This window comes from Nocardiopsis sp. NPDC058631, from assembly GCF_042716955.1.
Taxonomy (GTDB): domain Bacteria; phylum Actinomycetota; class Actinomycetes; order Streptosporangiales; family Streptosporangiaceae; genus Nocardiopsis.
The window spans coordinates 1-6143 of record NZ_JBHXQY010000170.1; the positions used below are offsets into that span (position 1 = coordinate 1).

Annotated in this window: 6 protein-coding genes; 2 read left to right on the plus strand and 4 right to left on the minus strand. The window is 74.5% G+C overall.

Translation table 11 applies throughout. The annotated features are described in order from the left end of the window. Positions 1 to 140 precede the first annotated feature (140 nt). Both ACFWTE_RS29385 and ACFWTE_RS29390 read left to right on the plus strand, forming a co-directional pair. Complete coding sequence (locus tag ACFWTE_RS29385) at positions 141 to 644, plus strand: LacI family DNA-binding transcriptional regulator (protein ID WP_378783178.1); 504 nt, start codon at positions 141 to 143, stop codon at positions 642 to 644. A 21-nt stretch (positions 645 to 665) separates the two neighbouring features. Next, positions 666 to 938 carry a substrate-binding domain-containing protein gene (locus tag ACFWTE_RS29390; protein WP_378783183.1) on the plus strand — a complete coding sequence of 91 codons (273 nt, stop codon included), beginning with the start codon at positions 666 to 668 and terminating at the stop codon, positions 936 to 938. Positions 939 to 960: 22 nt separating this feature from the next. Here ACFWTE_RS29390 and ACFWTE_RS29395 read toward each other — a convergent pair whose 3' ends face one another. The 4 genes from ACFWTE_RS29395 to ACFWTE_RS29410 form a co-directional block, all read right to left on the minus strand. Then, entirely contained in the window at positions 961 to 1935 is a 975-nt protein-coding gene (locus ACFWTE_RS29395) for an SEC-C domain-containing protein (protein WP_378783179.1), read from the minus strand. A gap of 113 nt (positions 1936 to 2048) precedes the next feature. Beyond that, positions 2049 to 3392, minus strand: coding sequence for a DUF5685 family protein (locus tag ACFWTE_RS29400; RefSeq protein ID WP_378783180.1), 1344 nt, complete (start codon positions 3390 to 3392; stop codon positions 2049 to 2051). A 170-nt stretch (positions 3393 to 3562) separates the two neighbouring features. Next, positions 3563 to 3973 (minus strand): spore-associated protein A, encoded by a 411-nt coding sequence (locus ACFWTE_RS29405; protein WP_378783181.1) that lies wholly within the window; start codon positions 3971 to 3973, stop codon positions 3563 to 3565. Positions 3974 to 4308: 335 nt separating this feature from the next. Then, a complete protein-coding gene (locus tag ACFWTE_RS29410; protein ID WP_378783182.1) occupies positions 4309 to 5994 on the minus strand; it encodes a hypothetical protein in 1686 nt (561 codons plus the stop codon). Positions 5995 to 6143 lie beyond the last annotated feature (149 nt).

Below are 6143 nucleotides of genomic sequence, written 5' to 3' on the forward strand. Positions count from 1 at the left end.
GGTGGCGGGGTACCCCGCCACCCCCGCGAGCCTTCTGGCGCATCGACCTGCTCTCCGGCGCGGTCAAGTCCTGACCTGGCCGACGGGGGCGCCGCCGCGGAGCCCCGCTCCGCCTCCGACGAGAGGGAGACCACGCCACCGTGGCCGCAGACGAACGAGCAGGGCACCGCCGCCCGACGACCAACGACGTGGCCTCCGAGGCCTGGGGCTCCCGGGGCACCGTCTCGCGTGTCCTGACCGGCGAGGGGTACGTGAGCAAGGGTGCGTGGGCGGCGGTCCTCAAGGCCGTGCGGCAGACCGGGTACGTCGCCAACCGGCACGCCCGCGGTCTGGCGACCCAGCGCTCGAAAACGGTCGCGTTCGTGCTGTCCGAACCCCGGCACCGCCTGTTCGAGGACCCCAACTTCAGCATCCTGCTGCGCGAGTGCACCCGGGCTCTGGCCGTCCACGACATCATGCTCGTGCTCACCATCGCCGGGGACCAGACCGGCCGCGAGCGCGTCGCCACCATCACCGGCCCTCTGGACACCCCCGGGGGCGTGGAGCGGCTGGCGGGTTTCCGGAACGTGCTCGGCGACGTGGACAGGAGCCGGATCGCCACCGGGGACTACTCCCGGGAGAGCGGCTCGGCCGCGATGCCGTAGCTCCTGGAGCGCTCGCCCGACCTGGACGCGGTCTTCGTCGCCTCCGACCTGAGGGCCGCCGGGGCCCTGGAGGTCCTGCGCGGTGACGGCAGGCGCGTTCCCGAGGACGTGGCCGTGGGCGGATTCGACGACTCCGCCGTCGCGGGCCGCTGCAGGCCTGCGCTCACCACCATCCGCCGGCCGCTGTCCCGGATCAGCGGGGAGATGGCGCGCCTGCTGCTCGCGATGATCGACGGGGACTCCCCCGCCGGGATGATCCTGCCCACGGTCCTGGTCAGGCGCGAGTCGGCCTGAGGGTTTCCCGGGGTGGGGCGGTTCAGCGCACGGACGGGGACCCGCAGCACTTCTTGTACTTGCGCCCCGACCCGCACCAGCAGGGGTGGTTGCGCTCGGGGGGCCAGGGGCTCAGGCGCCCGGAGTCCGGGGGCAGCGCCCGGGCCCAACTTTCCAGGGAGGCGGGGTCGGCCGCGTCGGGCCCGTCCGCGTCGGCGAGGGCGCCCAGTTCCTCCGGCGTGGTGAGGACCGTGGCCAGGAGGGCGCCGGGGTGGTCCTGGGCCTGCGAGCGCAGGGCCCGCTCGACGCCGTGGTGGTGCGCGTCCCCGACGTCGGCCGCGGGCACCAGACCGAGGTCGCGGGCTCTGGCCAGGGAGTCCCGGGAGAAGGCCGCGTGGACGAGGAGGGGCCGGTCGGGGGCGTCGCCGCCAGCCATGCCCAGGGCCGACTCCAGCGACGACGGCGCCCCGTCCGCCGCCAGCGCCGCCCGGTCGTGTTCGTCCGGTGCGAGTCCGAGCCTTTCGCGGGCCACGGCGCGACCGACCAGTGGCAGGAGCCCGTACGGGTCCAGCTGGGAGATGATCTGCGCCGGTTGGGCGAGGATGGCGCGGCAGGCGACGTTGTAGCAGTACAGCGCCTTGTCGAGGTCTCCCGCGTGGGCGAACTCGTCGGCGAGCACGACGGCCGTGGCCCGGCGGAGCACCCCGGGCCGCATGAGCTCGGCGATCAGACCGTCGGCCTCGTCCATCCGGCCCTCGGCCCGGAGCGACTCCGCCAGCATGTGGGTCGCGTACTGGCGGTGGTCGGGGTCCGGAGCCAGGGACCGCAGTGTCTCCAGCAGGTCCCGGGCCGCCGACGGGTTCGTGGAACCCCATGCCTGTGCCGCGTTCAGGAGGATCTCCCCCGCCTCGTCCGGGGCTGCCGCCAGGTCGTCCAGGTACCGCCGGGGCAGGTCCAGTTCGAAGAGGGCCCCCACCAGTTCCGGAGGGAGCGGGGACGGGGGTGCGCTGTCGGTCATGCTCCCAGGTTAGGAGCGCCCGCGATGTGCCCCGACCGACTGCCCGCGCCCCGCCCCGCTCTCCTGAACGGCGGCCTCCGGTCCGAGGCTTCCACCCGAGACGGCGAGCACGGTCAGTCACAGCACTGGCAGACCTCGCAGCACTGGCAGACGCTGCAGCACTCGCAGTATCCGCACCAGGCGTCGCGCGGTTTCTGCGACCACGGCCCGGGGTGCGGGTCACGGCAGCAGAGCTGGCCCGAGCCGCACATGAACAGCGCCACCGCGCACCCGCTGAAGAACCCGCGCGTCTTCGGCGGGTGGGCGAACGCGGGGGTGTCGCACGAGCAGCACTCGCAGCATCCGGCCCCTCTGCCGCTCCCGCCGCCGCCCTGGGGGCCCTGGTCGTGTCCGCTACCGCCGCCCGCGGCGTCACCGCCGTGGTGGGGGTACTGCCCCGCTCCCCCGTGGGGACCCTGGTGGCGGCGGGGGTCCTGGGAGCCGTAGGGGGTGTGGGGGCCCTGAGGGCTGTACTGACCCGGGGGGACGTGAGGGCCCTGCGGCCCGTAGGGGTTGTGGGGGTCGTGGGGTCCCTGGGGTCCCGGCCGACCCGGCCGGGGGTGTCCGGCCTGGGCGAAGACACGGTCCACGGAGCGGCCGAGTTCACGCACCAGGAGGGCGCGAACCAGCCGGTCCTGGGTGAACTCCGCCTCGTCCAGTGCAAGGCGGACACCGAGCACGGCCCCGTCGCACAGTTCACGGGCGCGGTCGAGGCCGGTACCGGTTGCGGTGAGCGGGTTCCAGGCGCCGCGGACCCGGTCCTCCTCGCGGTCCTCGACCGCGTCCAGCAAGTGTGCGACGCGGCCGAAGAGGCGGCCCGCCTCACGCAGCGGTGCCGCGTTGGCGGGTCGGTCGGCGAGGAGCGCGGTGTGCGCGAAGGCCTCGCCGGTGGCCTCCTCGGTCGGAGCGGTGACCGTGAGGACGTCGGTGCCCTGCGCCGCGGCGAGCTCGACCTCGCGCTGCCGGTCGATCACCGCGACGAGCCCGGCACCGTCGAAGCCGAGGCGCTCACCCGCCTCCGTGGCCCCCAGCCGCCAGCGCTCGGCGACCCGCCCCGCGATCGAGCGGACGCCGCGACGGCCGTAGAGGCCGTCGGCGTCCTCGATGTGGTCGGTGATCTTGGCGGAGGCCAGCATCAGCGACACCGCGGCGGCCAGGTACGCGCCCGAGCCGTTGGCGGCGCGGGCGCCGCGCATGCCGCGCAGGGGGCAGCGTCCGGCCGCGCGCGTGTCCGCCTCGGCCTCGGACTGCGCGGCGGTCAGGACCGACACGACCAGGCCGTCGTAGTTGGTGGCGATCCGGGATGCCTGCCCGTGGTCGTCGCGCAGGGCCAGGCACAGCCCGCACATGTGGGACATCCACTCCTCGGCGAGCCCGTCGGGCAGGGTGTGCCGACAGGGGCGCAGGATTCCGAACACGCATCGCTCCTCGTTCTCGAACGCGACGATCTCGCGTTGACGACGGGGTTCGACGCGCGAAACGGCCGGGGAGTTCTCGCACGGGACGGTGCGGTGGAGGGCGGGGACGGGACGTGATCCTGCTGGAAGGCGTCCCGCTCCTCTCATGGCGCCCCTCACGAGACCGGCGTTCAGCCGCAGTCGGTCTCGTTCCTGTAGCCGTTGTCCCCGTCGATGTAGCCGAACCAGTCGACGCAGGTACCGGCCGCGTAGAGGTGGACCGGGCCCGCGTAGGTGGTGTGGTGGCCCGCTCCATAGACGGCATGACGAGGATCGTCCGGCGTCCGCTTCAGGCCGACCACCATCTCCACGGCCGGGCCGGGGGTCGTGCGCACCGTGACGGCGCAGTTGAGACCGGTGAATTTGTTGTAGGTGAGGAAAGTTGTGCCGGATTTTCCGATCGCCACCTGATCGACGACGTCGTAGCCGTGACCGCAGGCGTCGTTGTACTCGGCTGCCGCGGCGTGTGCGGGCGGGACCGCCAGGACTCCCGCGGCCACGGCCAGAGCGGCGGCGGCACAGGCCGCACGCAGTACGTTCATGTCGTCCCTCCGAAGCGTTCGCGCCCATTCGAGAACCAGAAGGGGTACTTCCATCATTCACTCACAGGCGGCTTTTTTCTGCCTCCCTATTCTATGGCGGACCCGGTTGCACGCGGGGTCGGATTCAGGATTTCCATTCCGCCGCGACCACCATTTCCACAGGTTCCCGACAGAACTCGGATAACAGGAAGAATGTCTTCTTCGACCACCGGCCGGAGGGGCCGCCCAGCACCGGCCCCGTGGTGTCCACGCGCCTGCGGCGCTCCTGGGAGACGGCCTGAGCGGTCGGGCCGATACTTCGGGGCGCCGCCACCCCTGCGGGCTGGAAGGGGTCGTCAGAACAGGGAGGCGATCCGGTCGCCGAGGAGGGCGAGCAGGTCCAGGGTGCTCAGGCCGAACCGCGCACCGGCCTCCAGTCCGGTGGCGAGCAACGCGGCGAGGAGGACCAGGACCAGGACGCGGGAGGGCCAGCGGCGGGGGCGGGGTGCGGGGAAGGTGTCGTTCTCCTCCTCGTCCTCCGAGTCCAGCCAGGGGCGGTCGAGACGGGCGACCTCGCGCCGCAGGTCCTGGACCTCGGCGTGGTAGTGGTCGCGCTCCGCGCGCACCCGTCGCAGTTCGGCGCGCTCGGCGCGGACCGCGGCACGGGCGTCGACCACGTCGACGCGGGCTCCCTCGGGCCCCCGCCTGGAGTGCCAGCGCTCCAGGCGGGCCAGCGGCAGGTCGGCGTACTGGGTGGGCCAGTTGTCGTCGGAACCCTCCTCGTCGAAGGGGTCGCCGACTTCGGGCTCGGTCTCGGCCGCGTAGTCGGGGGGTTCGTCGCCGTGGCCGTTCCCGCTCTCGTCGTCGGCGACCGGGCCCACTCCGAGGGGTGGGGCGTCGGCCGGGACGCGGACCTCGGGGGCTGCGGCGGGCTCGGCAGGGGCGAAGGTGTCGGCGGGGTGGTCGCGGCGGTCGGTCGGGGACGCGGCGGTCGTCCACTCGTGCGTCTCCCGGGCCTCCGGGGTGCCGGGAGCCCCGTGCTCCTCCACCGGCTCGGTGGGTGTGGCGGGCTCGGCGGCCACGCGGCGCCGTGCGGCCCTCGCGTCCCGCTCCGCGGCCCTGCGAAGAGTACGGCCGAACATCCGCGGGCGCCCGGCGACCGGGGTCGGGTCGTCGGTGACGATCTCGTCCGCCCCGTAGGACGCGTGCCATTCCGGCGGGTCGAGGAGGTCACGCGGCGCGTGGGGCTCAGGGGCGTCGAAGATCCTCGGCCTGCGCGCGCCTGCCTGCGGGGGCTCCGAGTCGTCCTCCGCCCCGGGCCAGAGGGTGGCCGGGGAGTCCGGTTCCGTGTGCGCGGGGGCGATGCGGGGCCTGCGGGTCCCGGGGGGCGGATCCACCGCGCCCTCGGCCCCGTCCGCTGGCTCGGGTGCCTCCGGCAGGGGTTCCGGCTCGGAACCGCTTGCGGGCCAGAGCGCCTCGTTGGACCGGCCCGGCGGAGTCCCGCCGCCCGACCGGTGATCCGGCGTGCCGTCCGACTCGCGGTCGGGCCGGTCGGCGGCGGACCGCGTGCGCCCTCCGATACCCGTGTCCGACGCGCGGGAGACCTCCTCGGCGAGTCCCCGCAACGACCCCTGTCCCAGCCGGAGGGCCGGGGGGTGCGACTCGGCGCCGGGACGGCCGAGGAGCGGACGGGGGTCGGAGGGTGAGCGGGGTCCGGTCTCCTCCTCGCCGGGGGCCTCGGCCTCGGGGAGGTCGGGGAGGTCCGCCTCCTCCGTTGCGGGAGCGGGGCCGCTGTTCCGGAAGCCGTCAGGGTCCGGGGCCTCTCCGCCGGCGGGTGCGCCCCCGTGGCCCGGGTCTGCGTCCGGCAGTGCCTCGGCCTCGGGGACGTCCTCCACGCCGGAGGCCGCGTCGTCGAAGGCACCCTTCCCGCGGCGCCGGCCCCCGCCGACGGAGTCCACCGGCTCGTCACGGGTCCCGCCCGTGCGTGCGGATCCGGCACCCGGCTCGCCGTGTGCCCCGGAGGTCCCACCGGTGTCGGACACCTCCGCAGGCGCCGCCCCGGCCCCGGACAGCGTGAGGTGCCGGGGGCCGGCGCCGGGCCCCGGTGCCTGCTCGGGCCCCGGGGCCCCCCCCGCCGGGGCCCGGGGGGGTTTAAAAAAAAGAGCGGGCGGCGGGAATTTTGGGGGTGGTT